Genomic DNA, 24,845 nt, shown 5'->3' with positions numbered 1-24,845 from the left:
AACACCTTTATAAATATAATTAGGTGGTGCAGAAGTATTCACAAGCTGTGTTACGCGCTTGCGGTAGTTATATCTGCGCTGTTTGTCGCTGCATCAGCAACGGCGCAAGCTCCCAAGTCCACTGATTTTCAGCGGACGGTGGTAGCGGAGGGATTGGATTTACCCATGGAGTTTGAAATTTCTGCCGATGGCCGCGCATTTGTCGTGAGCAAGTGCGGCAAGTTTTACGGTTGGAAATTGGATGCGGGTATCGCTACTGTCACATCTACTGTACCGAATGTGCGCTGTGTATTTGAAGACGGATTACTGAGCGTTGCGCTTGATCCCAAATTTACCCAAAACGGATTTATTTATTTCCAATACACCTCGCCGGGGAGTAAAACCCGAGTGTCGCGTTTTACGGTGAATGCCAACAACGCGCTGATTGCCGGTTCTGAATCCATTTTGTTGGAGTGGATTACTGGTAATGAAGCGCATGGCCATATGGGCGGCAGTTTGAAGTTTGATAAAAACGGCAACCTGTTGATTACCACCGGCGATAACAACGCCGCGAGCGGTTATTTCTCCGAGGGTGCGCAAGCGACCTCGGGTAATACCAATGATTTGCGCGGTAAAGTCTTGCGTATTACGCCGACAGCTGATGGCAAATACACCATTCCGGCAGGCAATTTATTTCCCGCCAGTGCAACCCATCGCGCTGAAATTTACGGCATGGGTTTTCGCAATCCCTTCCGGATTAATATCGATCCCTTGACGGGTTATGCCTACCTTGGCGATATCGGCCCTGATTCTTCCACTGCAAGCGCAGAAGGTCCCGGTGGAATGGATGAGCTGAATGAACTGCGCGCGGCAGGAAATTATGGCTGGCCCTATATTGTCGGTTTTAACGAGCCTTATGCCGGTTTTAATCCGAATAACATCGTCAATAATCATGCCCGCAATACCGGTGCAAAAAATTTACCAGCGGCTAAACCGGCGCTCTGGACTATTCGCCACCAGGCGACCATGGCAGGCCCGGTGTATCGTTTTAATCCAGCAATCACCAACGAATTTAAATTGCCTGAGTATTACGATGGCCGTTTGATTTTTTGGGATTTTAACAGCAGCAAATTTTCAACAATCAATTTGGCGGCGGGTGGCAATCCACCGATTGCTGAAGATTTTCCGTTGAACACGGCAAATTTTCAGGGTGCGATTGATGTAGAGCTTGATCCGCGTACCCATCAACTTTATGTATTGCAATGGGGTTCAGGTTGCTGCGATAAGGAACCCTTTGGTAACGGAGTTTTGTATCGCTTTGATTACATCGGCGACCGCGATAACGGCACCAATGTCGCGGTGGGTGGTGTTGCAAATGCAACGACTGAAACCGGTGGAAATCTCGCGGCTTATGCGATTGATGGCAACCCGGCAACTCGCTGGGAAAGTACCGCTGCAGATCCACAAAGCCTGACCATTGACCTTCGCACACCCACAACGATTGCGACCATTATTATTAAATGGGAAGCCGCATTCAGTTCCAAATACATTATGGAAGCTTCAGTGAATGGCACAACCTGGGAGCGCTTGGTCACCAACAATAACGGCACCGGTAATGCCGAATTGCATATGATCAATTCAACCACGGCTTACCGTTATGTACGTTTGACCGGAACGGCGCGTGCGAGTGCCTATGGTCATTCTATTTATGAGTTTGAAATATTCGCAGGTGCACAACCGGAGCAGCCGCTCACGCAATTTGCCTATTTGAATATGCCCAAAACATTGGATGCCAGTTTCACCGGCGTACCTAAACTCTTGTCGCAAACCGGCGTATTCAGCAACACACCTAACATGGTGCCCATTGCCAATCTCATCCCTTTTGCGCCTAACAGCCAACTCTATTCCGATAACGCGACCAAAGCGCGTTGGATATCGCTGCCTGCGAATACCAAAGTGAAATGGGATGCGAAAGAAAACTGGGTTTATCCGCAAGGCACAGTAGTGGTGAAAAATTTTGAATTGCCCACTAATGCAAATAATCCGGCAACCAAAAGACGTCTCGAAACCCGTTTGTTGGTCGTCAAGGCCGATGGCAAAGTTTACGGTGTTACTTACAGATGGCGTGCTGATAATAGCGATGCGGATTTGTTGACCACCGGCGCGCAGCAAAATGTCAGCATCACCAATGCGGACGGCACAACAACAACGCAAACCTGGACTTACCCAAGCCCGACGGAATGTATTGATTGCCACAACGCGCAATCCAGCCAGGTTCTTGGGTTGAGTACGCGTCAGTTGAACGGCAATTACACCTATCCCAACGGTGTGACAGAAAACCAATTGGTGAATTGGAATAATCGCAATTTGTTTGCGCCTGCGTTTATCAATAGCCAGGTTTCCGGTTTTGACAAAATGGTCGCACTCAGTGACACCAGCGCTTCGTTGGAAACCCGGGTGAAATCCTATCTCGATGCCAACTGTGCGCATTGCCATGGTACGGGTAATGGTGGATCGCAATGGGACGCGCGCTTTAATACGCCCGTGAGCCAAATGAAAGTCGTGAACCTCGCGACTACCGGTATTCGCGACTACCTCGCGGACTACGGCATTACCAATGCAAAAGTCGTTGCCGCTGGTGCTCCGCAGCAATCGGTGCTGTACATCCGCGATAAGAGCATCAACCCGAATGACCGTATGCCACCCATTGGTCGCTCGTTGGAGCATAAGGAATACATCGCGGTATTGGAGCAGTGGATCGCCAGTTTGTCGGGCACTCCGCCACAACAAGGCAGGACGTTATTGTCAAAAGGCAAGCCGGTGACTGTCTCGTCATTTGAGGGTGGTTTTGTTGGCCCCAATGCTGTTGATGGTGATGTGTTAACCCGTTGGGGTAGTCAATTCTCCGATCCGCAATGGATCGAAATCGATCTGCAAACTGTGCAAAGTATCAGCGAAATCAAACTCGTCTGGGAGGCTGCTTACGGCAAGTCTTACACCATTCAAGGATCGCTGGATCGCACCCAATGGACCCCGATAGTGACCAAAACCAATGGCACTGGCGGTGTTGAAACCCATACGAACTTGTCTGGATCCTATCGCTATATCCGTTTGAACGGCACTGTGCGCGGAACTGGCTATGGTTACTCGCTATTTGAGTTTGAAATCTGGGGCGGTACGGGTACTCCGCCGGTTGAGCCACCTGTGGAACCGCCGGTACAGACGCCAGTGCTGATATCGCAAAACAAAACGGTTTCAACCTCGGCAGTAATTGGCGGCAACAACGGCGCGGCAGCGGTCGATGGCAACATGGGCACGCGGTGGGAAAGCGTGTTTGCGGATAACCAATTTATCCAGATCGATCTGGGCAGCAAGATGAAGATCACCCAGGTAGTGCTGGAGTGGGAGGCGGCTTACGGCAAAGGTTACGTGATTGAAGCATCGGATACCGGAATCGGCGGCTGGACTGAATTGTTCCGCACGACTACCGGTAATGGTGGGCAAGATGCCTTGACCGTCAATGGCCAGGGGCGTTATGTCCGCTTGACCGGTATCACACGTGGCACCCAGTACGGTTTCTCGCTGTGGGAATTCCGTGTCTACGGCACTTCTCTGGATGTCGTTACTACACCAACTATTAGCATTGCCGCACCAACAGCGGGCCAACAGTTTGTGCAAGGTAACAACGTCAGCCTGCAAGTGACGATTAGTGATGCGGCCTGGTTTAGCGCGGGCGGCAGCTATCGTTACTCGCTCAATAATGGAACTGCGATCAGGGTTACCAGCGCAACGCCTGTCAATCTGGGCGCCTTGCCCGTCGGTAACCACAGTGTTTCGGTCACCTTGCTGAATGCGCAAAACCAGGTGGTAGGTGTTAGTAGCACAGTTGGCTTCAGCGTTATCACGGGTGGCGTTACACCCACGGCGACACCAAGCCCAGCCAAGCTGACGCCGACTGGGTCAACAGCCTCCAGTTTCGTCGGTATCAATACGATAGCGAGTGTACACGACGGCAATGTAACAACACGGTGGGAGAGCGCGCAGACCGACACCCAATATATCCAGCTGGATATGGGCAAGAGCGTGCACTTCACCCGCGCGGTGCTGAACTGGGAAGCCGCTTATGGCAAGAGCTATGTGATCGAGGTATCTGAAAATGGCAGCACCTGGGAGATCGCCAACACCACGACTAACGGTGACGGCGGTATCGATACTCTGGTGCTGGATGGCCAAAAAGGCCGCTATATCCGTATGCGCGGAGTGCAGCGTGCGACTGGCTACGGTTATTCGCTGTTTGAGTTTGAGGTTTACGGCGTTCCTGCCGATGCAAACCTTGCATTGATCAGTTTCCTGTCGCCGGCAAATGATGCGGTGATCGCGCAGACTGAGGCAGTGAAATTCCGCGTTGCCATTACCGACGCGAATTGGTTTGCTGGCGGTGGTTATGTCTATTACCTGGATACCAACCAAGCGGTGCGTGTTAACAATCTCAATGAAATAAATCTGGGGCTATTGCCGACTGGCCAGCACAGCCTGCGCATCAGCTTGGTGAACAGCAGCGGTGTGGAAGTCAGTGTGCCCAAGGTGCGCAAATTCCGCGTGAGTTGCGGCACGACTTGTCCGAAAGTGTTGGTCTTCTCCAAAACCTCCGGCTTCCGCCACGACTCTATCGCGGCCGGTATTGCGATGGTGCAGCGGATCGCTCAGGACAATGGCTACACAGTCACGACCTCGGAAGATGCGAGCCTTTTCACCACTGCAAATCTCGCTCAGTACTCCACGATTGTGTTTATGAATACCACTGGCGACATCTTCACTGCTGCGCAGGAAGCTGCATTCAAAACCTATATGGAAACCGGTGGCGGTTTTGTCGGTACTCACTCGGCGGCGGATACAGAGCACGGTTGGCCCTGGTATACCGGAACCCTGTTTGCCGGTGCGGAATTTATTCATCACGGCGATGGAATCCCGCGCGCAAAAGTGAAGATTGAGAAACTGGAAAATCCGTTGGTGAAACACATCGGTGCTGAGTGGATGCTCGGTGATGAATGGTATTTCTGGAAAACCAATCCGCGCGGAGTGGGCAATGTGGAAATTCTGGGCACCCTGGATCGCACCAGTTATGTCTCGAATTATCCGGTTACCGACCATCCGGTGATTTTCACCAATACCATCGGCACTGGCCGTATGTTCTACACCGCGATTGGCCATGTCGATGCCAATTTCTCCGATCCCAATATGGTGGAAATGATCCGCAAAGCAATTGAGTGGACGTCTGCCAATTAATTAGCAATCAATTATTAAGTTTCATCCTCGCTTCTCCGCGCTGTTAATACAGCGCGGATTTTTTCATGCAGCTTTGGTGTCGAAAACGTTATGAACAACAATAAAGTAAAAAACCGATTTAAAAATATTTCGCATCTTTCAATGAATGTATTGCCGGCTTCTTTGTTATTGAATGCAATGCCGCTTTTTGCACAGCAGAATGCTATCGAGCAAATCATTGTTACGGGAACATACAACCCACTCACTATGGAACAAGTGTCATCCAGCGTGAGCGTGGTTGATCGGGAAATGTTGGGGCAATTGAATAAAACCAATCTGGCCGACGTACTGCAATCGGTACCGGGCGTATTGATTGAGCGGCAGGGTGGCCCCGGTGGATTAGCGGTGGCATCCATTCGCGGTGGCGAATCAAATTACACAGTAGTGATGATTGATGGCATCGCGATGAATGATCCAGGCAATAGCCGTGGCGGTGCATTTGATTTGGGCAGCATCAATGTGGATTCTATCGAGCGCATTGAAATAGTACGCGGCCCGCAGTCTGCTATTTACGGTGCGGATGCACTTGCCGGTGTTATTAATATTATTACGCTGCGCCCGCAACAGGGCCATCAGCAATCGATATCTGCCAGTGTTGGCGATGAAGATTTTCAGCAGGCGGGTTTTAGTGCGCTGGGTGCTGGCGATAAAACCGATTATGCAATGCAAGCGCGCGTGCGCGATTCAGGCGAACCGGTTGCAGGAAGCAGGGCAGAAGACAGTGAAATTAATTTACGTTTGGGGTGGCGGCCAACAGACGCACATTCTATAAGCGCAAGCGCCCGTTATTTTGATGGCGACCGCAGCAGTTATCCAGAGCAAAGCGGCGGCCCGCAATTCGCTACATCCCCTGCATTGGACTACACCGACTACACCAATAAAAATGCAGCCTTGGGTTGGCAATTCCAGATCGCCGAACAATGGAAAAGCCATTTGCAAGCGACACATTACGAGCGCAGTGAATCATTTGATTCGCCGGGTATTGCCCCTTACAACGCAATTCCCCCCAATGGTGCTGACACCGAATTTGAACGTCAGCAAATATCATGGATCAACACCATTGGCCAGCAGGGAAAGTTGTGGGCGAATATCGGTTTGGAAAATCGTAAAGAAGAAGGCGACAGCCGCGGCTATTTGGATTTCGGTTTTGTAATGCCGACAGATTTTGCATTGGATCGCACCACCGACAGTGGCTTTCTTGATCTCAATGCGCAACTGAATGAAAAATTATTGTTGCAGGGTAGTGTGCGCAATGATGATACCGATGGTTTTGGTTGCGAAACATCAACCAGACTGGGGCTGCGCTATCAATTATCTGAATCTATTGCGCTACGTGCGAATCGCGGTGACGGTTATAAATTACCGAGTTTTTTTGCTCTCGGGCATACATTAGTGGGTAATGCAAATTTAAAACCCGAAAAAGTTGATAGTTGGGATGCAGGAATTGCATGGCAAGTGTCAGATCAACTCAACACCAGTATCGATTATTTTGCCTATGATTTTCGTGATCCCATTGATTTTGACAGCGAACTTTTTACCAACGTCAATCGCGAGCAAATCAAAACCAGCGGTGTCGAGTGGCAAGCGCAATGGAGCAGCGTGGATAATCGTGTAGGATTGCGCGGCAATGCGACCTATACCGATATCGATGTGAAAGACAGTGTTTCGGTGTTAACTGGCCGACCACAGTGGCGCGCTGGCGTCGCAGCGCATTGGCAGCTGAACGAAAGTGTGCGCACCAGTCTGGATTATCAGCAAGTGGGTGAACAGTTCGCCACCAGTCAACACACAGGTGAGGCATCATTACATGAGCTGGATGACTACCAACGGTTTGATGCCAATCTGTTTTGGTCGGTCAGTGATTCATTGGATATGACTGTTTCAGTAGAAAATCTATTTGATAGTTCGGCCGCTACAGCCGTTGGTTTTCCTGCCCCGGGGTTATGGTGGCGGATTGGCTTGCAGTGGAAAACGGGCCAGTAATCGCAACAGGTAATAATTACAGTCACGCTATTTTTCTGCCCGCCCCTTGTAAACTTCGGTCGGGCAGAAAAGTTTCATTTTTTGTTGCTGCGCACCAAACGTAAAGGTAAGCGATCACCACGAAAGCCGTTGTAATAATTCGATACGCCTGTGACAAAATCGACCGTTTGCGCATGTTCAGGATAATTTTGATAAGTGGATACGGACCAGTAGGGGGCTTCCAAGGTTAATTGAAAAATTTCAGGATTAACTGTTGTTTTTTCGGCTGTGTTGGTTGCCAACGTCTTTAACTCATCAATAGTTGGCACTCGCCAGTCATCAAAACCACATAGCTTTTCAGTATTGGTTGCATTGAGCAGGCTATTCCAGTCATCAAAAAAAATCGTTCCGGTTTTTTCTGCACCCTTGCCACCCCAGCGATAAATATTGTCTTTATCGTGGGCACTGGCGTCATCGGTTTTTAGTTCCCATGTTAAACCAGAGGCGATAATAGTGGCGCAGCGTGCATGTGCGGTGACGGTTTTGCCTTGTGCATCCAATAATGTGTACGATCTTTTATCTGCTGAGGTCGATGCAGTCACAGGTTCAGTTGCATCGCAGTTTAAAATTAAAATATTGGTGGTAATAAAAATGGTTAGTGTTGCGGTTGCTTTCATTCGTTTTATCAAATGCATGGACTATACCTCTGTGTGGGCATTTTTATTATATAGCAAGCTGTTTGCTGTGCAGAAGGTGATTTTTAAGGGTGAGAATGTAGGGCTGTTGGGTAGTGCTGACAGGAGCTTTAAGAGAATTCCTTTTCTCTTGAGGCCAATGTTACTTCTGGGCTAAAAGCTCTTCTTTGCGTTGTGTCAATTGTTCACCAAGGGCATACATGTCCAGTTTGCTCGCCTTGGCTTTTGGGAATATTTCATTTTGCTCTTCTTTCACGTGGTGCTTAACGTATTCAGAAAGTACTTTTACTTTAGCGTCATACATTTCGTCGTCCGGCTCACCTTCCTCTATTTGGGCAATCAGCTCTTTAAGCGTTGCGTGTTCCACAGTTGCTTCCGGAATTAATTCCTTGTCCTTTAAGGCTGCCTTTACTTGAGGATAGAAAATCTCTTCTTCGATTTGCGCATGCACTGTCAATTCAGTACAAATTTGGGAAACTATAGCCTTCTTTTTGGTGGATGATTTGGCGCTTTCATATTGCTCAAATAACAAATCCACTGCTTTGTGGTCTGCTTTAAGCAATGCAGTAGCTTCCTGCGCCTTAGGGGCCTTCTCTGTGCTAACTGATTTCTTTTGTGCGGTTGCCATATCAATCTCCAGGGTTTTGTTTAAGTGACAGCTCAAGTTCGAGCCTTGCTTATTTATAAGTCAATAGCGACGGCATCTCGGTGCTACACCTAACATACAGAGCGAAATGTTTCTTACAACTATTGGTCAAGATAAATCCTGCTTTGTGCAATATTGCCTTAAGGTCGTAAGATGACTTTTCTGCAAGCATCTTCCTTCTTATCAAAAATTCGATAACCATCGGCGGCACTTTCAAGGCTTAGGCGATGGGAAATAATAACTTCCGGATGCAAATCGCCTTTCAAGATATGTTCAATAAGGGTGGGCAAATATGATTGCACATGTGTCTGGCCCGTTTTAAAACTCAGGCCTTTCTCAAACACATCACCGAAGAGAAAACCATGGATAAAACCGGCGTATACGCCGGGCACGCTGATAGTGCCTCCACGCCTTACGGCTGCTATACATTGACGCAGTGCTGCACCACTACTGCCTTCCATTTTTAAAGCAGTGAGGGCGGTTTCCAAAGTGCTTCCTTTTGCTTCAAAACCCACTGCGTCTATTGCCGCATCAACTCCACGATAGCCGGGTGTCTGTTCAATAATTGCGGATGCCGGGTCATCTATGTCATCAAAATTAATGGGAATGACACCATAATTACGCAGCGCGAAATCCAAACGGTATTGATGGTGATCAACCATAAAGATTTGCTGGGCGCCTAACAGACGAGCGCAGGCAGCGGCCATAAGCCCCACCGGGCCAGCACCATGAATAACGACACTGCTGCCGGGGACAATTCCGGCGTTAAGGGCAGCTTGATATCCAGTCGGAAGAATGTCGGAAAGAAAAAGTACTTTTTCGTCATCCATTCCTTCAGGGATTTTAAATGGCCCAACATTGGCTTTGGGCACGCGCACATACTCTGCCTGGCCACCCGGAATGCCACCGTAAAGATGACTAAAGCCAAACAATGCGGCACCTGGTGGTATTTGTTTTTTATTAAGGATTGCACCGCGCCCAGTGTTAGTTGTTTCGCATGCGGCTTGCAAATTCATCGAGCAAAAAAAGCAGCTACCGCATGCGATGACAAAAGGAATTACCACGCGGTCGCCCTTTGCGACCGCCGTTACACCACTACCGACTTCTTCAACAATACCCATAAATTCGTGACCAAAAATATCGCCATCTTTAGTATCGGGAATTTTTCCGCGATAAAGATGTAAGTCAGAACCGCAGATAGCAGTGGCAGTTACTTTCAAAATAATATCGTCAGCTTCTTGAATAACAGGGTCGGGCATATTATCTACCCGAACATCATTACTGCCGTGATAAGTGAGCGCGCGCATAGTGAATCTCCAGTCCAGTGAAATTACTTACCCTTTTTTCGTGCTTCATGCTTGCCGCCTCAGGTTTCACACCGGGCATGGATCTTTTTCCCGTTCAAATGAACGGTGTCCGGCTAACGCGTTTTTAAATTGCGTGAGCGATGCGTCCTGGATTTTTTCCTGGTCAACGATGACAGCTGGGTCGGGAGTGCCATCAGCAAAAGTTGAAGGAACGCCTGCTACTGCTAACAATATCCCACCGCCAATTGAATATATCGGCTTACAATGGCGATATTGTTGACGTACAAAATCGAGCGCGTCGGCGTTGTGTTGGAGTGAGCCATCGCCCTGAACAATGATCACACCATCGTAGAGTACCGAAGGGCCTGCCTCTAATGTGATTTCAATATCCAGCGCGGCGCCATCAGCAGTTGTTACTTTACCCAGACGGGTACCCACGAGCCTCGGCACAGCGCCATCTTTAAGCAAATCTTCGTAAAGAGTGGATACGCATTTTTGGTCAATACCATTACTGATTAGTAGCGCAACGCGACGTGTGGCGATACCAGTAGTGCCCGGTCTTGTTAACAATGAGAGCGCAGGAGAGGGCGGATAAGTGGGAATTGGCAAGTTGGATGCGAGTGGCATCGCCGGAGGAAGCTCAATACCCAAACCATCTGCAACGCTACCGGCCAATAACTCATTCACATTGACTAACAGGGAAAGGACGCGCGCGCGGATGGCCGGCGTTTGTACGCGTGTCAGTTCAAAACGAAATGCATTGATAATGTGGATTTGCTCTGCGGGTGATTGGCTTTGCCAAAATAATCTTGCCTGCGAATAGTGATCAGAAAAAAGTTCGGGATTCCCACGCACCTTATCTTCTGCGATTGGTTCTGGATAACTTTTGTAACCCGACATTCCCGCCTGGAACGGGCATCCACCTGCAAGCGAATTTGGCTCGTAGTTAACGCGACCGCGATTGATGGCTTGGCGATGCATGCCATCACGTTGATTATTGTGCACTTGTGCTACAGGTGAATTGATTGGAATTTCGTGGAAGTTTGCGCCTCCCAAGCGACTAATTTGTGTATCAACGTAGGAGTGAATTCTGCCTTGCAATAGTGGATCATTCGAGAAATCGATTCCCGGTACAACATGCGCGGTACAAAACGCGACTTGCTCGGTTTCTGCAAAAAAATTATCCGTATTTCGATTCAATACCATTTTCCCAACCGGTGTAATCGGAACCAATTCTTCCGGCACTAATTTGGTAGGGTCGAGCACATCAAAAGGAAAAGTGTTCGCGGTATCTTCTGTAAATATCTGTAGCCCTAATTCATATTCCGGAAATGCACCTGCTTCAATAGCTTCCCATAAATCGCGGCGATGAAAATCCGGATCGGCGCCAATAATTTTGGCCGCTTCGTCCCACACTAATGAATGCGTCCCAGCCAAGGGTGTCCAATGGAATTTACAAAATACCGACTGACCTTCAGCGTTGACCAAACGAAAGGTATGTACACCAAACCCTTGCATAGTGCGATAACTTCGCGGAATAGCGCGATCAGACATTTGCCACAACAGCATATGTGTTGATTCCGGCATCAGCGAAACAAAATCCCAAAAGGTATCGTGTGCGCTCGAAGCTTGTGGCATAGCGTGATGCGGCTCGGGTTTAACCGAATGCACAAGATCCGGAAATTTCATCGCATCCTGAATAAAAAACACGGGAATATTATTGCCGACTAGATCCCAGTTGCCTTGATCGGTATAAAATTTCACTGCAAAACCGCGTACGTCACGTACTGTATCAGCAGAGCCACGTTCACCTGCAACCGTTGAAAAACGTGTAAACACCGGCGTGCGTTTTCCTTCTGCACTAAAAGGCGCCGCCGTAGTAAATTCTGTTAACGCGCGATAGGATTCAAAATAGCCATGCGCAGCAGAGCCTCGCGCGTGAACTACACGTTCTGGAATGCGCTCATGGTCAAAATGCGTAATTTTTTCGCGCAGAATAAAATCTTCCAGCGCAGTTGGACCGCGTAACCCAATTTTTAATGAGTGTTGGTTGTCGGCAATTCTTACACCTTGATTCGTTGTTAACGGCTGATTACTGCTATCAACTCTCACCCGGTCCAGGGAATCCACGGTAGGGTTTGATCCTGGAAAAAGTATTCCTTCACCTGTTTTTGGTGAAGCAATAATTTCTGAAGATGTACTGCTACCGGCTGCGGGGGAGGTAGGCTCAACTATCGCTCCGGTAAGGGGAGTGCGCGAAGCTTCGCCATACTCATGTGGCTTATTAAGATTCGATGATATTTTTTCAGCCAGCTCCTGACCGCCTAGTGTTTTGTCTAACAAGCGTTGCTTAACTGGATCATCTGATCCAAGTGTTTTTGGCGGTTGGTTGGTTGAGGGTCCAGAAACGGTACTTAAGACAGAGCCTGCACCTGCTGTATCTTTATAGGTGTCACTGAATTTATCTTTTTTACTGACTTTACTGTCATTTGTTTTTGAAGAGTTGCTCATAAAAATATCCTTACAAAATATTGCATTGATCGAAAGGGATGTTTATCCAAGCGGATTTATCGATATAAATCCGGTGGAATGGGTAAGGACAATGAAGCTTGAAAACAGGTAGCCTGAACAATATTGGCTGAAAATTTATCTGTTTTTTTGCCATGATTAAAACTCATGGCAAATGCGCCCCTCCAGTAACCCCGATAACTTCGGCAGTGATGTAACTGGATTCCTGGGATGCAAGAAAGACAAAGGCCGGTGCTACTTCTGCGGGTTGCCCTGCGCGACCTATGGGAACTTTGCCTCCAAAATGTTGGAGTTTTTCATCGGGTTGGCCTCCACTTTGTTGCAATGGTGTCCACACCGGACCCGGAGCAACGGCATTCACGCGAATGCCTTTTTTAATTAACATTTTTGCCAAACTTTTGGTGAACGCGGTGATTGCACCTTTGGTGGATGCGTAATCCAATAACCCGGGTGATGGCTGGTAAGACTGGATTGAGGTTGTATTGATAATGCTGGCCCCGGGGGGCATATATGGCACAGCAGCTTTGGTAATCCAAAACATAGCAAACACATTTGTGGCATAGGTTTGTGTAAATTGTGCGGTAGTTAGATTTTCCAACTCTTCAACAAATTGTTGCTTGCCCGCATTGTTCACCAGAATATCAATTGATCCTAATTCTTCGACTGTTTGCTGAACGAGCGTTTTGCAAAAAGCTTCGTCGGTAATATCACCTGGGATCGCAATGGCTTTTTGCCCTGTTTGTTGGATCATATTCAGGGTTTTCTGGCCGTCGATTTCTTCGCTAGGTAAGTAATTGATGGCGACAGCGGCACCTTCGCGTGCAAATGCAATTGCCACCGCGCGGCCGATACCAGAGTCGCCCCCGGTAATAAGTGCCTTTCTCCCCGAGAGACGATTTGCGCCACAATAACTTTCTTCGCCATGATCAGCTTGCGGTTTTAAAATGGCGTCCAATCCGGGTTCCGGTTGTCGGTCGTCGGATTTTCCTTGCGCTTTGGGGTATTGGGAGCGCGGATCTTGCATAGTGTATTGATTGAAGTTCGACATAGTGCCCTCCTGAAATCGCTAACAGATGCGAGGAGGTTGTTCTCAAACCAGTACATAATCTGTGCGGTGAGTAACTCAGTACAATATTTATGCGGGATTTCGCTATTTGATTTAAATCTTGCCTCAGTTATAGTCAGTAGCCTCTATCCAGTCATTTAAATCATTTAATCAGGTCAATTAGTTTTAATACTGTTCTTGCTCTCCGCTTATTTATGGGATTTGCGAGTTGGCTACCTGTCCTCTGCCGCAGAATATTCATGTCAAATATCGCCGTTGTTGTTATCGCGTTGATCATTGGTTTGTTATTACAACGAGCCAAACGGTTTCCTGAAAACGCCGCATCTACCTTAAACCTTTACGTGATTTATGTTGCTTTGCCTGCGTTAATTTTGGCGGAGATTCCCAAACTGTCGTTTAGTCATGAGGCATTGATTCCAGTTGTTGCCGCCTGGGTAATTATGTTGCTTAGTGCATTATTGACATGGTGTACGGCACGGCTGATGAAATGGTCGCGCGCGTTAACCGGTGCATTAATGTTGTTGGTGCCTTTAGGTAATACCGGATTTGTCGGCATTCCACTTATTGAGGCGCATTTAGGTTCTAAAGCAATTCCCTATGCGATTCTTTATGACCAATTGGGTACGTTTGTGGCCCTGAATACTTATGGAATTGTGGTTGCCTGTTATTACTCGTCTGGTTCTACCTCTGCAGTAAAGATTTTGCGCAGCATTCTGATTTTTCCACCGTTTATTGCACTGATTTTGGCCTTTGCAGCGAGTGCATTTGTATACCCGGAATGGTTGGCGGAGGCGCTCGCGAGAATCTCATCTACACTTGTACCTGTGGTCATGGTTGCCGTGGGTTTGCAGTGGCGTTTGACCCTAAGCCCGGAGTACTTATCGCCGTTGGTGGTGGGCTTGTTATATATCTTGTTGGTCTCACCCGCGCTTGTCTTGTTGGGGTTGTGGCTGTTAGGTATTGAAGGGCTGGTTGCCCAGGTGGTTATATTGGAAGCCGCTATGCCCGCGATGATTTCGGCAGGTGTGTTAGCGATAAGCCATAATTTGGTACCGCGGTTTGCATCATCTTTAGTGGGTTACAGTTTGCTGATCGGCTTGGTCAGCGTATGGCTGTGGCGAGTGGTGATTTAGTAACCGGTTAAAAAACAAAACTCTAAAAATTATTCAGTTAAAAATCAATTGCACGGATGGTTTTTATGTATGTCGCGTGATCAACAGTCATTCGTGTCAAGTGAACGTTCGCCTGTGTGGAGTCCATTACAGGTCGGCGCTTATGCTGACTATCTTGCGCTCTTGTCTGCGACTAATCCGGTTGTGGCGGTTGAAGACATTCTTGCGCGTGATGGTGAATTACTGCTTACTCAAGCCAGTTTGCTGGATCAAAAAAGCATCGTGCGCTTAAAAAATAAAATGCTGGCGCGGCCACTGGCAGATTCCATCCGTATTGAAAAAACCATTACGGCTGGAGATTTATTACAGCACCTGCTCGACACTATTCGTTCGACCGAATATTTTCAATCGCTGGCTGAGCGGAAACACCCTTTAAGCTCGCTTGAGCCTGTTTGTGCGATGCTGTCGGATTTACCGTTGGTGCAGCAATTTTTGACGGTGATGGCGGCGCAGATGAATGACTTGTATCACCGTACGCTTTGCGTGAGTCTTTGGTCGCTATACATCGCACAAGAAATGCGTTTGCCTGCGCATGATTCGGGCGAGATTTTTTTGGCTGCGCTTACCCATGATGTGGGCATGCTGCATCTTAATCCACAAATTCTCCATAAACCGGATGAATTGACTGCAGATGATTGGCAACACGTGCAAAGTCATGTCGATATATCAACAAAAATCTTACGTGATATTCCCGGCGTGTCACCAGCGATTGTTACGGCTGTTACGGAGCATCACGAGCGCTGTGATGGCACAGGTTACCCGTTCGCAAAAGTCGAAAGTGAACTTTCTATACCGGGGCAGATCCTCGCCGTTGCAGATGCCATTGTCGGTATTTATTTTAATCGTTTTAAAGCGCAAGGGCGGCGCTGGCGCGAAGTAATCCCTGTGTTGGAAATGAACCGAGCCGCTTATTTGTACCGCAGCTGCGATATCGTAACCACCATGATCTTGCGCAGCGAGTTGCCATTGCCCAATCTTGTAAGCGGCAGTGGGGTGCCTGAATTTGCGGAGCGTATGCTGCAACAAAATTTACATTTGCAAAATTGGTTTACGCAGCTGCGCGAGTGTTTGACCTCAGTGGGTTACACCCATGGTGACCGCAAGTTGCACGCATTGCAAAACGTTGTCTTGCACATTGCGACCACGTTTAAAGGTAGCCTTTTATTCAAAGAGGATTTGCGTGAATCCTTAGAATCTATGGCGAGTGAGGAGGCTGACAGCATCAGCAAAGTAGTTGCCGATGCATCGCTTGTACAACAGGAAATGGCGTTCCATTTGCAACGATTAAGTCGAATGATGCAAATGTATATTTCGTCGGGTGAGGGCAAGGATCCAAAAATCACCCAGCGGTTACAGGATGGTTTTACAAAAATCAGCGGCTATATTGGAAGTTCCACCAATACGCCGCAGTCTTGATTTGTGCCTATCTTGATTTTCTTTATATAGTTTATTGTTGATGCCAAAATGGCTGGCCGATAGTCGGTGTGCTCGGACTGGCGGTTTGGCGTTTCTGCATGAGCCCCGCTTTATAGGCTTTTCTCCCCGCATCAATTGCATCGCCAAAGGCTTCTGCCATCATCGGTGGATTCAATGCTTTGGCTACAGCGGTATTCAATAAAATTCCATCAAAACCCATTTCCATTGCTTCAGCTGCTTGAGATGGCGCACCAAGCCCTGCATCGATAATCATAGGCACATCTTTAATCCGCTCGCGCAGTGTGCGCAAATTGTAGCGATTTAATAAGCCTTGCCCGGTACCGATAGGTGCTCCCCAAGGCATAAGTACTTCACAGCCGACATCGAGCAGCCGCTTGCACAGGATTAAATCATCAGTGCAATAAGGCAATACTTTAAAACCTTTTTTAATCAATATTTCCGATGCCTCAACCAAACCAAACGGATCGGGTTGTAAATTGTAATCATCGCCGATGACTTCCAGTTTGATCCAGTCTGTATTAAAAATTTCGCGTGACATTTCCGCTAGTGTCACTGCTTCTTTAACGGATTTACAACCGGCAGTGTTGGGCAGCAAACGACAGCCGCTTTCCTGGATAAATTGCCAAATCGCATCACCGTCGCGATTGGCCGGGTTTTGGCGGCGCAGGCCGAGAGTGACGATTTCACAGCGCGATTGGATAATGGAGTCGCGCATTAATTGTGGCGATGCGTAAAGTGCAGTGCCCAATAAAAAGCGGCTGGAAAAAGTTTCGCCGTAGAGCGTGAAATCTTTTTCGGGTTTGTTGTAATTCATATCAACCTCCACCAACCGGTTTGACGATATCGATTTGATCGCCATTCAATAATTCGCGCTCGGTGTAAGTCGAGCGGGGTACAAATTCGCCATTGATGGCCACGGCGATTTTGCTTTCGCCGTAGCCCCATTGTAGTAAGGCGTCGCTGAGTAATGTCTTGCTGGTCAGCGATATGCTTTCGTTGTTTACACTCAGTTCAATAGTCATAAGCTCGTGCTTTTTAGTGGTGATTCAGCAGTGCAGAAAAAACCGGATCAGTTTTTTTGAAGATGTGTGCCAGCACATTTTCAACTACCGCTGGCGCTAATAAATAGCCGTGGCGAAATAATCCGTTGGCGGTAATCAATCCATCGACGATGGTCACTTTTGGCAAGTTATCCATAAATGCCGGACGTAAGTTCGTATCCATTTCAATAATGCGCGCTTCCGCAAATGCCGGAGAAAGTGTGTAGAGTGCACTGCTTAATTCCAGCGATGATTGAAGCGTGACCGGCGTTCTGTCTTCGCTTTCAATTTGCGTCGCGCCAATAATAAAACGGTTATTCGGTTTGGGTACCACATAAAGTTGGTAGCGCGGGTGCATCAAGCGTACCGGGCGCCGCAAATGGATTTCTTTGGTTTCCACATGCAAGGTTTCACCGCGCACACCACGCAAATTACGCAGCTGTTTTTTTGCACCCAGCCCGCGGCAATCAATTACCAAATCAAAATGTTCTTCGCTGCTATCGGTAACAATCTTTCCTGGAAGTGCCTCGACTGAGGTGAACTCGCGGATCGTCGTACCAAGTTTCAATAATTCATCGCCAATCAAACGCAAAAACTCGCGATTATTCACATGACCTTCTTCGCGTAAAAAAATTCCGCTATGAAAGTTGGAATGCAAATCAGGTTCGAGCTGGTGAATCTCATGTTGGTTAACATGTTGATAGCCTTTGCAGCCGGGCAATATAAATCCGAGCTCGCGCTCAAATTGTTCGAGTTCGCTTGTATCCTGTTGATGCGCCACCACGAGACTGCCGTTATTAAAAAACAGCGGCGTTTCGTTCGCCGGTAATTGTGCAATCCATGTGGGCCATTGCTGCAGTGCAAAAATGCCCATGCGGTACACACCTTCGTCAGACACAACAGCTTCGCTCAGTGGCGCGACCATCCCGGCCGCAGTAAAGGCGGCGGCGCGAAGGCTTTGTGGTGCGTCCGGCGTAAAACTGCCCGCTTCAAATAGGGTGATATTGATTCCGGCGCGCTGCAATTGCCAGGCGAGCAAGCGCCCGAGTAAACCGGCACCGGCGATAGCAATTGTTTGTGGGAATTTATGGTTGGTCACATTGCCTCGGAATTGTGAGGCGGAGGGCAGTGAATAGCCGCAGCTATAAGCACCTTGTTCCCTCCGCAGGTATTAGCCTGTTCAGGTTCTACGGATTGGGCCGAACCCATCTCAGCCTTCGTGCAGACAATGTCTACCAAGGCGCTCCGACAAGAAAGTGGCCAATATACTGGCCACGAATTTACTTCGCAATCTATACGCAGGTTATTTGCTGATGGATTCCACCCGGCATACAAATTCCCCCTGTGCAACGCGCGCATTAATCACTGTGCCTATTTTGACCTGATTACTGCTGGTAATCACTTTTTTGGTGTGTGCGTCCGTAATTAATCCATATCCGCGTTCGAGTGTGCTCAGGGGATTCAACGTATTTAACATGCGCATCGTTTCACCAAGTGCTTGTTGTTTACGCTCAATCAACCGATGTTGCGCTGTTTGCAAGCGTTGGTGATGCGCTGCAACGCGCTCCCTGAGTTGTTGCAATCGCACTTGCGGATGATGTGGCTGTTGGCGGATCTCCAATTGGCGGATATGGTTTTTAAAATCGCTCAGCAGGTGTTTAATGTGGTTTTTCAAGCGCAATTCGAGGTTATCCAACCGCTGCGACTGCTGTTCCAATCGCTCACGGGGATGGCGCAAACGCTGGCGCAGGTTGAGTAAATGTTTCTGCCATTGCTGGAGCCGGCGCAGCATGGCTTCTTCAAGTAAAACTTCAAAACCGATAAATTTATCAAGCCAGTCATCGGCATCGGGTACCAGAAGCTCAGCCGCAGCCGAGGGCGTGGGCGCACGCAGGTCGGCGACAAAATCGGCGATGGTGAAATCCACTTCGTGACCAACGGCGCTGACGATGGGCAGCTCGCTGTTAAAGATTGCGCGGGCGACTATCTCCTCGTTGAATGACCAGAGGTCTTCCATCGAACCGCCGCCGCGCGTAAGCAGTAATACATCAAATAAACCGGCGCGGTTGGCGAGATCAATGGCTTTAACGATTTGCGGGGCTGATTCTTTTCCTTGTACCGCAACAGGAATCACTGTTACGGGAATGCCGGGAAAGCGGCGTTCCAGCACACTCAATACATCGTGAATCGCGGCGCCTGTGGGGGAGGTGATAACGCCGATATGTTTCGGGAGGCTAGGCAGCGCTTTCTTGTGCGCCTCATTAAACAATCCCTCCTGGGAGAGTTTGTGTTTGAGTTCATCAAACGCGCGTTGCAGGGCGCCGCTACCGGCTTCTTCCATGTGCTCGGCGATAATTTGGTAATCACCTCGCCCTTCGTAAAGGCTGACCCTTGCCCGTAATAAGACGTGTTGCCCCTGTTGCGGCTTGAACCGCACCAGCATATTGCGGTTGCGGAACATGCAGCAGCGCACTTGGGCCTGGTCGTCTTTAAGGGTGAAATACCAGTGCCCGGAGGAGGGGATGGATACGTTGGAAAGCTCGCCTTCCACCCACAATAATGGCAAATGAGTCTCCAATAGCTGCCGGGCCTGGCGATTAAGCTGGCTGACACTGAAGATTTCACGCTCGGGGGTTTTGCTAAACAGATCGGTAGTCATGGGCGCATTCTAGGGGAAGCGGGCTCGAGGGTATAGCCTCAGTGTTGCCCTTAAACACTAGATATTGTGGTTTTTGGTTTACCCGAGGCGCCCAAGTGGCTATAATTTCGCGTTTATTTTTCCCCTGCTTTGAGGTTGGTTGGTATGTTGCGGATTGCTGAAGAAGCCCTCACGTTTGACGATGTTCTGCTGGTGCCCGGTTATTCCGATGTGACCCCCAAAGACGTGTCCCTAAAAACCCAGTTGACGCGCAAAATTCAATTGAACATTCCACTTATCTCTGCGGCCATGGATACCGTGACCGAAGCGCGTCTGGCGATTGCTATCGCGCAAGAAGGCGGCATCGGCATCATTCATAAAAGCATGACGATTGAGCAACAAGCTGCTGAAGTGCGCGCGGTTAAGAAATTTGAAGCCGGTGTGGTGAAGGACCCAATTACTATCGACGCTAGCGCGACCATCCGCGATTTGATCGCATTGACCCGCAAAAACAACATTTCCGGTGTGCCGGTGCTGAGCAACGGCGATCTCGTCGGTATTGTGACTGGCCGAGACGTGCGCTTTGAAACCAATCTGGATGCCAGTGTTTCCAGCATCATGACGCCAAAAGAGCAGCTCGTAACTGTGAAAGAAGGCGTGTCTGCTGAAGAAGTGCGCAACTTGCTACACAAACACCGCATCGAAAAAGTATTGGTAGTTAATGATGCGTTTGAATTGCGCGGTCTGATTACCGTAAAAGATATTAACAAAGCTGAAAAATACCCGAGTGCATCGAAAGACCCTGAAGGTCGTTTGCGTGTTGGAGCCAGTGTTGGCACTAGTCGTGATACCGATGCCCGTGTTGATGCTTTGGTTGAAGCCGGTGTGGATGTGTTGGTAGTTGATACCGCCCACGGCCACTCCAAAAATGTATTGGATCGCGTACGAGCAATCAAATCCAAATATCCTGATGTGCAAGTGATCGGCGGCAATATCGCCACTGGTGCCGCGGCACTTGCGTTGGTTGAAGCTGGTGCGGATGCGGTAAAAGTCGGTATTGGCCCAGGTTCAATTTGTACTACCCGTATCGTTAGTGGTGTAGGTGTTCCGCAAATTTCCGCAATCGCTAATGTAGTTGCTGCGTTGAAAGGTACCGGTGTTCCAGCCATTGCTGACGGTGGTATTCGTTATTCAGGCGATATCGCGAAAGCCATCGTTGCAGGTGCGCACGCCGTCATGATGGGTTCCATGTTCGCCGGTACTGAAGAGGCTCCGGGTGAAGTGGAACTGTTCCAGGGTCGCACTTACAAAGCTTACCGCGGCATGGGTTCATTGGGTGCAATGGCGCAGACCTCTGGCTCAAGTGACCGTTACTTTCAGGATGCGAGCCAGGGTGCAGAGAAACTTGTGCCGGAAGGTATCGAAGGCCGTGTGCCATATAAAGGTTCATTGACCGCAATCGTGCATCAAATGATGGGCGGTGTGCGTTCCGCTATGGGCTACACCGGCTGTGCCGATCTGGAAACCATGCGCACCAAACCTGAATTTGTACGTGTGACCTCTGCCGGCATGGGCGAAAGCCATGTGCACGATGTGCAGATCACCAAAGAAGCGCCCAACTACCCAATAGGTGGCGGGCGTTAATCACTGACTTGTTTGGTGCTTACAAAAACTCGGGTAAAGCCCGAGTTTTTCGTTTAAACAGAATTCATTTTTCGTTTTTCTTTTTCTTGTTTTTTTATTCTACTTTTTGAGCAGGAACCAGCATGCCTCACGATATTCACGCACAGCGAATCCTTATTCTCGATTTCGGTTCGCAGTACACCCAATTAATTGCGCGACGTGTGCGCGAGATCGGTGTCTTCTCTGAAATTCGCGCATGGGATATGAGCGAAGAAGAAATTCGCGCGTACAACCCCAAGGGAATTATTCTCGCTGGTAGCCCTGAATCAACCACTGAAGCAGGTTCGCCGCGCGCACCGGAAGTTGTGTTCAATTTAGGTGTTCCCGTATTTGGTATTTGTTACGGTATGCAAACCATGGCCATGCAAATGGGTGGTTTGGTTGAAGGTTCAAACATCCGTGAATTTGGTTACGCGCAAATTAAAGTGAATGGCCAATCCTCACTGTTACACGATATTAAAGATCACGTTGATCACGACGGTAGTGCTTTGTTGGATGTGTGGATGAGCCACGGTGACAAAGTGACCAAAATGCCGGAAGGGTTCAGCTTGATGGCATCAACTCCATCATGCCCGATTGCAGGTATGTACAACGAAGCTAAAAAATTCTACGGCGTGCAATTCCATCCTGAAGTGACTCATACATTGCAAGGCAAACGCATATTCGAGCATTTTGTTTTGCAAGCCTGTTCGTGTGAACCGCTCTGGACGCCCGCAAACATTGTTGAAGATGCATTGAAAAAAGTGCGTGAGCAAGTCGGTACAGACAAAGTATTGCTTGGCCTTTCCGGTGGTGTTGATTCATCCGTCGTTGCTGCTCTGCTGCACAAAGCGATTGGTTCACAGCTTACTTGTGTGTTTGTCGATAACGGTTTGCTGCGCAAAAATGAAGGCGATCAAGTAATGGATATGTTCGCCAAAAATATGGGCGTAACAGTTATTCGCGCTGATGCTCAAGATCAATTTTTAACTAAATTGAAAGGCGAAAATGATCCCGAGAAAAAACGCAAAATTATTGGTGGAACTTTTATCGATGTGTTTGATGCTGAAGCGACCAAACTCAAGGATGTTAAATGGTTGGCACAAGGAACCATTTATCCGGATGTAATCGAATCTGCCGCTGCCAAAACTGGTAAGGCGCATGTGATTAAATCGCACCATAACGTTGGTGGCTTGCCAGACGATATGGCGTTCAAGTTGGTTGAACCGCTGCGTGAGTTGTTTAAAGACGAAGTGCGTGCGATAGGTTTGGAATTGGGGCTGCCTTACGATATGGTTTATCGTCATCCCTTCCCAGGCCCAGGTTTGGGAGTGCGTATTCTCGGTGAAGTTAAAAAAGAATATGCCGATATTTTGCGTGAAGCCGATGCTATCTTCTTGGAAGAACTGCATGCGTCTGGTTGGTATCACAAAACCTCACAAGCCTTTGCGGTATTTCTGCCGGTGAAATCAGTCGGTGTAGTGGGCGATGGTCGTCGTTATGAGTGGGTGATTTCATTGCGTGCGGTGGAAACCGTAGATTTTATGACGGCACGTTGGGCGCATCTTCCTTACGAATTATTGGAAAAAGTGTCTGGCCGTATCATCAATGAAATCTCCGGCGTATCGCGCGTTTGCTACGATGTATCAAGCAAGCCGCCTGCAACGATTGAATGGGAATAAGTTTTACAGGATTTTTGCGGCACAGGGATGTGCGTGTTTGTTTGCGGTTGTGAGTTATTCTTCTAATAAGGCAACAAATACAACGAGACGCCGATCATATGCGCCACACGCTTGGAATCAACCATCAAGAATCAATCAATCATCACGAGCTAGGCAACATTATTTCATCCGTTTTGCTTTTTGTTCTCTTTTTCTTGTGCGTGTGCTCTAGCTTTGCACAAACAGAAATCCCTCCTGCAAACGAATCATTGGTTAGCAGTCTAAGTGCCAGCAGTTATCCCGCTACTATCGATGCTGCGCAATCTTCATCGACTAATAACTTGCAGGATTCAACACTTGAGGCTTCTCCTTCTGTCTCGTCCATAGCATCAGCAAGTGCGTCTGTGCTTGCGGTTGCAGAGACTTCACAAGCGCAATCGGCGATAGACACATCGTCTGCATTTTCTTCGGCCGTGGCAACAGTTTCATCTTCAACTGCAAGTGACATTTCATCTGCCAGCGGCGATTTGTCAGCAGAGAATTCATCGGTCAACTCGTCGCTGCATAACGAATTATCAAGCGCGGCTGATGTTGCGACCTCCGTTGAACCTTTATCGCTTTCTAAATTTATTCTGGACACGGAAGTTAAACCTGGAACGTCGGTGCGTCTGACATGGAATTCGGAAACTGCTGTTGGTGGTTTCAGTGAGGCCACTCCTATTCTTGTCGTGAATGGGGCAACCCCAGGCAAAACACTGTGTTTAACTGGCGCTGTTCATGGCGATGAATTAAATGGAATCGAAATGGTGCGCCGTGTTGTGTTTGACATAGATCCGGCCAAGTTGACGGGAACAATTATCGGGGTGCCCGTGGCTAATATTATGGGCTTTCGCCGCAACTCGCGTTATCTTCCCGACCGCCGTGACTGGAACCGCTACTTCCCCGGTAATACCCATGGCAGTTCGGCATCGCGTTTGGCGCACTCATTTTTTACCAAAATAATTATGCATTGTGACTCGTTGGTAGATTTGCATACCGGCTCATTTCATCGCACTAATTTGCCGCAATTGCGTGCAGATCTTGCAGATGAAAATGTTGCGCGGCTCGCACAAAATTTTGGTGTGATTGCTGTGCTTAATGGGCGCGGCAATCCGAATTCTTTACGTGCAGCTGCGGTGCGCGCAGGTATTCCCGCTGTAACCCTTGAGGCGGGCGAACCTATGGCCATGCAAAGCGAAGTGGTTGAAGAGGGTGTCAAGGCGATCAACACCTTGCTTGCCAAAACGGGTATGTATGGGAAACAACAGCGCTGGACGCGCATCGCTCCGGTTTATTATCGCTCGGCGTGGGTGCGTGCCAATCAAAGTGGAATTTTATTTAGTAAAGCTACGCTCGGGCAGCGTGTAAAAGAAGAAGATATCTTAGGCACAGTAACTGATCCAATTACTAACGCGCGCACCACGATTAAGTCTCCCTACAACGGCCGCATTATCGGTATGGCGCTCGATCAAGTAGTGCTCCCCGGCTTTGCCGCCTACCACATAGGTATCCAGACACCGGAAGCTATTTTGATCGAAGAAAGTCAAATGAACGAAGGCGTGTTGGAAGAAGATGAAGAAGACGGTGATGATTCCGGTGTGGATTCTTCCGATGAAATCGATGAGCCCGAAACCGGCGTGAGCAAGGCGCAAGATCGGATGGCGGATGAGTAGTTGTGTTAAGCAAA

The 24,845-nt window shown here is 48.5% G+C and carries 17 protein-coding genes and 1 riboswitch; of the genes, 7 read left to right on the top strand and 10 right to left on the bottom strand.

Annotation, left to right across the window (positions count from 1 at the left end; genetic code table 11):
* The first annotated feature begins 165 nt into the window (after window positions 1-165).
* Window positions 166-5,265 carry a discoidin domain-containing protein gene (locus J2X05_RS08355; protein ID WP_310071156.1) on the top strand — a complete coding sequence of 1,700 codons (5,100 nt, stop codon included), beginning with the start codon at window positions 166-168 and terminating at the stop codon, window positions 5,263-5,265.
* A gap of 90 nt (window positions 5,266-5,355) precedes the next feature.
* The gene (locus J2X05_RS08350) at window positions 5,356-7,287 is read left to right on the top strand and encodes a TonB-dependent receptor plug domain-containing protein (protein ID WP_310071153.1); all 1,932 of its coding nucleotides are present in this window, start codon (window positions 5,356-5,358) and stop codon (window positions 7,285-7,287) included.
* Between the two features lie 74 nt (window positions 7,288-7,361).
* On the opposite strand, the gene J2X05_RS08345 is transcribed toward J2X05_RS08350, so the two are convergent.
* The 5 genes from J2X05_RS08345 to J2X05_RS08325 form a co-directional block, all read right to left on the bottom strand.
* Window positions 7,362-7,961 carry an Lcl C-terminal domain-containing protein gene (locus tag J2X05_RS08345; RefSeq protein ID WP_310071150.1) on the bottom strand — a complete coding sequence of 200 codons (600 nt, stop codon included), beginning with the start codon at window positions 7,959-7,961 and terminating at the stop codon, window positions 7,362-7,364.
* Between the two features lie 142 nt (window positions 7,962-8,103).
* A complete protein-coding gene (locus J2X05_RS08340; RefSeq protein WP_310071148.1) occupies window positions 8,104-8,589 on the bottom strand; it encodes a hemerythrin domain-containing protein in 486 nt (161 codons plus the stop codon).
* Between the two features lie 158 nt (window positions 8,590-8,747).
* The gene (locus J2X05_RS08335) at window positions 8,748-9,914 is read right to left on the bottom strand and encodes a zinc-dependent alcohol dehydrogenase (RefSeq protein WP_310071144.1); all 1,167 of its coding nucleotides are present in this window, start codon (window positions 9,912-9,914) and stop codon (window positions 8,748-8,750) included.
* Window positions 9,915-9,980: 66 nt separating this feature from the next.
* A complete protein-coding gene (locus J2X05_RS08330; protein ID WP_310071141.1) occupies window positions 9,981-12,425 on the bottom strand; it encodes a catalase in 2,445 nt (814 codons plus the stop codon).
* Window positions 12,426-12,588: 163 nt separating this feature from the next.
* Window positions 12,589-13,491, bottom strand: a complete 903-nt coding sequence (locus tag J2X05_RS08325; protein WP_310071139.1) for an SDR family oxidoreductase — start codon at window positions 13,489-13,491, stop codon at window positions 12,589-12,591.
* A gap of 257 nt (window positions 13,492-13,748) precedes the next feature.
* Here J2X05_RS08325 and J2X05_RS08320 point away from each other — a divergent pair, with 257 nt between their 5' ends.
* Together J2X05_RS08320 and J2X05_RS08315 are read left to right on the top strand one after the other, a co-directional pair.
* Window positions 13,749-14,642, top strand: a complete 894-nt coding sequence (locus J2X05_RS08320) for an AEC family transporter (protein WP_310071136.1) — start codon at window positions 13,749-13,751, stop codon at window positions 14,640-14,642.
* A 69-nt stretch (window positions 14,643-14,711) separates the two neighbouring features.
* Window positions 14,712-16,097, top strand: a complete 1,386-nt coding sequence (locus tag J2X05_RS08315) for an HD-GYP domain-containing protein (RefSeq protein WP_310071133.1) — start codon at window positions 14,712-14,714, stop codon at window positions 16,095-16,097.
* Between the two features lie 31 nt (window positions 16,098-16,128).
* On the opposite strand, the gene J2X05_RS08310 is transcribed toward J2X05_RS08315, so the two are convergent.
* The 4 genes from J2X05_RS08310 to xseA form a co-directional block, all read right to left on the bottom strand.
* Window positions 16,129-16,932 carry a thiazole synthase gene (locus J2X05_RS08310; protein WP_310071132.1) on the bottom strand — a complete coding sequence of 268 codons (804 nt, stop codon included), beginning with the start codon at window positions 16,930-16,932 and terminating at the stop codon, window positions 16,129-16,131.
* Window position 16,933: 1 nt separating this feature from the next.
* Window positions 16,934-17,140, bottom strand: a complete 207-nt coding sequence (gene thiS / locus J2X05_RS08305) for a sulfur carrier protein ThiS (protein ID WP_310071129.1) — start codon at window positions 17,138-17,140, stop codon at window positions 16,934-16,936.
* Between the two features lie 13 nt (window positions 17,141-17,153).
* Entirely contained in the window at window positions 17,154-18,257 is a 1,104-nt protein-coding gene (locus J2X05_RS08300) for an FAD-dependent oxidoreductase (RefSeq protein WP_310071127.1), read from the bottom strand.
* Between the two features lie 41 nt (window positions 18,258-18,298).
* A riboswitch (TPP riboswitch) is annotated at window positions 18,299-18,416 on the bottom strand.
* Between the two features lie 45 nt (window positions 18,417-18,461).
* Window positions 18,462-19,817: an exodeoxyribonuclease VII large subunit gene (gene xseA / locus J2X05_RS08295; RefSeq protein WP_310071123.1), complete on the bottom strand. Its 1,356-nt coding sequence runs from the start codon at window positions 19,815-19,817 to the stop codon at window positions 18,462-18,464.
* A 144-nt stretch (window positions 19,818-19,961) separates the two neighbouring features.
* Between xseA and guaB the strand changes: the two genes are divergently transcribed.
* Entirely contained in the window at window positions 19,962-21,440 is a 1,479-nt protein-coding gene (guaB, locus tag J2X05_RS08290; RefSeq protein WP_310071120.1) for an IMP dehydrogenase, read from the top strand.
* A gap of 122 nt (window positions 21,441-21,562) precedes the next feature.
* A complete protein-coding gene (gene guaA, locus J2X05_RS08285) occupies window positions 21,563-23,140 on the top strand; it encodes a glutamine-hydrolyzing GMP synthase (protein ID WP_310071118.1) in 1,578 nt (525 codons plus the stop codon).
* A 274-nt stretch (window positions 23,141-23,414) separates the two neighbouring features.
* On the opposite strand, the gene J2X05_RS08280 is transcribed toward guaA, so the two are convergent.
* Entirely contained in the window at window positions 23,415-23,759 is a 345-nt protein-coding gene (locus J2X05_RS08280) for a hypothetical protein (protein WP_310071115.1), read from the bottom strand.
* Window positions 23,760-23,781: 22 nt separating this feature from the next.
* Between J2X05_RS08280 and J2X05_RS08275 the strand changes: the two genes are divergently transcribed.
* The gene (locus J2X05_RS08275; protein WP_310071113.1) at window positions 23,782-24,831 is read left to right on the top strand and encodes a succinylglutamate desuccinylase/aspartoacylase family protein; all 1,050 of its coding nucleotides are present in this window, start codon (window positions 23,782-23,784) and stop codon (window positions 24,829-24,831) included.
* Window positions 24,832-24,845 lie beyond the last annotated feature (14 nt).

This window comes from Cellvibrio fibrivorans (genome assembly GCF_031457055.1).
In the GTDB taxonomy this organism is placed as follows: Bacteria; Pseudomonadota; Gammaproteobacteria; order Pseudomonadales; family Cellvibrionaceae; genus Cellvibrio; species Cellvibrio fibrivorans.
Note: the sequence above shows the minus strand (reverse complement) of the source record. Positions and strands in the feature narration are given on the sequence as shown.

What these genes read in the sequence shown, in the direction of transcription:
- J2X05_RS08355 (WP_310071156.1), top strand. Translation starts at nt 166, where the DNA reads ATGGAGTTTGAAATTTCTGCCGATGGCCGCGCATTTGTCGTGAGCAAG.
- J2X05_RS08335 (WP_310071144.1), bottom strand. Translation starts at nt 9,914, where the DNA reads ATGCGCGCGCTCACTTATCACGGCAGTAATGATGTTCGGGTAGATAAT.
- guaB (WP_310071120.1), top strand. Translation starts at nt 19,962, where the DNA reads ATGTTGCGGATTGCTGAAGAAGCCCTCACGTTTGACGATGTTCTGCTG.
- xseA (WP_310071123.1), bottom strand. Translation starts at nt 19,817, where the DNA reads ATGACTACCGATCTGTTTAGCAAAACCCCCGAGCGTGAAATCTTCAGT.
- thiS (WP_310071129.1), bottom strand. Translation starts at nt 17,140, where the DNA reads ATGACTATTGAACTGAGTGTAAACAACGAAAGCATATCGCTGACCAGC.
- J2X05_RS08340 (WP_310071148.1), bottom strand. Translation starts at nt 8,589, where the DNA reads ATGGCAACCGCACAAAAGAAATCAGTTAGCACAGAGAAGGCCCCTAAG.
- J2X05_RS08325 (WP_310071139.1), bottom strand. Translation starts at nt 13,491, where the DNA reads ATGTCGAACTTCAATCAATACACTATGCAAGATCCGCGCTCCCAATAC.
- J2X05_RS08345 (WP_310071150.1), bottom strand. Translation starts at nt 7,961, where the DNA reads ATGCATTTGATAAAACGAATGAAAGCAACCGCAACACTAACCATTTTT.
- J2X05_RS08315 (WP_310071133.1), top strand. Translation starts at nt 14,712, where the DNA reads ATGTCGCGTGATCAACAGTCATTCGTGTCAAGTGAACGTTCGCCTGTG.
- J2X05_RS08330 (WP_310071141.1), bottom strand. Translation starts at nt 12,425, where the DNA reads ATGAGCAACTCTTCAAAAACAAATGACAGTAAAGTCAGTAAAAAAGAT.
- J2X05_RS08350 (WP_310071153.1), top strand. Translation starts at nt 5,356, where the DNA reads ATGAACAACAATAAAGTAAAAAACCGATTTAAAAATATTTCGCATCTT.
- J2X05_RS08310 (WP_310071132.1), bottom strand. Translation starts at nt 16,932, where the DNA reads ATGAATTACAACAAACCCGAAAAAGATTTCACGCTCTACGGCGAAACT.
- J2X05_RS08320 (WP_310071136.1), top strand. Translation starts at nt 13,749, where the DNA reads ATGTCAAATATCGCCGTTGTTGTTATCGCGTTGATCATTGGTTTGTTA.
- guaA (WP_310071118.1), top strand. Translation starts at nt 21,563, where the DNA reads ATGCCTCACGATATTCACGCACAGCGAATCCTTATTCTCGATTTCGGT.